The sequence below is a fragment of the Romboutsia weinsteinii genome (assembly GCF_002250835.2).
GTDB classification, from domain to species: domain Bacteria; phylum Bacillota; class Clostridia; order Peptostreptococcales; family Peptostreptococcaceae; genus Romboutsia_A; species Romboutsia_A weinsteinii.
In genome coordinates this window covers 1-1281 of the sequence record NZ_NOJY02000140.1, presented here as the reverse complement: position 1 = coordinate 1281, position 1281 = coordinate 1, and the positions used below count along the sequence as shown (strand labels likewise).

2 protein-coding genes and 1 pseudogene are annotated in these 1281 nt (G+C 26.5%); 2 read left to right on the top strand and 1 reads right to left on the bottom strand.

Annotation, left to right across the window (positions count from 1 at the left end):
- Both CHL78_RS20945 and CHL78_RS20185 read left to right on the top strand, forming a co-directional pair.
- Positions 1-539: hypothetical protein (locus tag CHL78_RS20945; RefSeq protein ID WP_199534142.1), on the top strand; the 539-nt coding region annotated here is incomplete at its 5' end.
- Positions 540-598: 59 nt separating this feature from the next.
- Positions 599-778: a DUF6897 domain-containing protein gene (locus tag CHL78_RS20185; RefSeq protein WP_116041773.1), complete on the top strand. Its 180-nt coding sequence runs from the start codon at positions 599-601 to the stop codon at positions 776-778.
- Positions 779-989: 211 nt separating this feature from the next.
- Here CHL78_RS20185 and CHL78_RS20940 read toward each other — a convergent pair.
- Positions 990-1281, bottom strand: a pseudogene (locus tag CHL78_RS20940) (hypothetical protein); the annotation flags it as partial.

Genomic DNA, 1281 nt, shown 5'->3' with positions numbered 1-1281 from the left:
ATATAGATATAGATAAAACGAATAAAGAAATAATTAATAATAGATGGTTTGGAATAGATAGTTTTCCAAAGCAGATGGAAGCTGAATCCCCTCATGGTGTATTAGATGTATTTTGGGATTTAGATAAGGATAAAACTAGATATTTAAAACAAGAAGAAAAATTTTTAAGAGCATTACTTCTTATAATGAGTTATAGTAAGGATATAATAATTTCAGATGAATACTGTTTTAGTGAAAATAAGAAGTGTATAAAGAAGGTTCTAGACAAAAAAGATTTAGAGTATCTTAAAGGTGTAAAAGATGTTTTATTTGATTTTAAAGAAATTGATTATGATTACTATGCTATTAGCTCATTGATGAAAACAGCTTTAAGAGAAAGAAATCATATATCAATATATATGTTAGATTTAGAGATTGCATTAGATGTGAATGGATTATACATAGATATGTATTTTGGTACAAATGGAAATATAGATATTATAAAATATATATGTAATATAGAAGGTTTATATATTAGAGATAGATATTTGGAGGAGTAGATAATGAAAAATATATTATAGTACAAATTATTTATATAATAGGGGGGGGGAGGGATAGTATGAGTAAGTTACTTTTAGATATGGTAGGTAAGAAATGTAGAATCACTATTTTAGGTATATATGAAATCAAAGGAACAATAGTTGATATAGATGAGGTATGGATTAAATTCAAATACAGAAAAAAAGAAAAAGTGAAACTTATTAGAAGATGCTTTGTATCAAGTATATTATTATTATAAATATAATGTTGAGTTAGACTGATTCTAATTTAATATATTTTGAATTAAACTATATAAAAGATAGCTAGATATTTGTAATTACAATGCGTCTAGCTATCTTTTATTGAGTATTTATCACACAATTGTCTAACAAAATTTAATCATAATAAAGAGAAGTAACATAGCTTTTAAAGTCTTATCGTAGCTTCTCGTCTTATTTAAGGTAAATATTTTAAACAAGCTCCATAACAATTAAATTCGGAATAAAAGCAATAACATAATTATCAACCTCAGTAGACACACCAAACTTCCTCGTATAACACTCAAGCACCTCATCCAAAAATGCCTCAGTAACATCAAGATACTCAGCCATATCATGCTTGCTTCTACACCCTGCCTTATAGGCATTTATAAGACCTCTAAGACCTACCAACTTATTATAAGCATACAATCTTGCTTTGTATTCTTGCCTTGAATTATTAGTATCTGACAAATCCAAAATATTACCATAGCTAGTATAATGG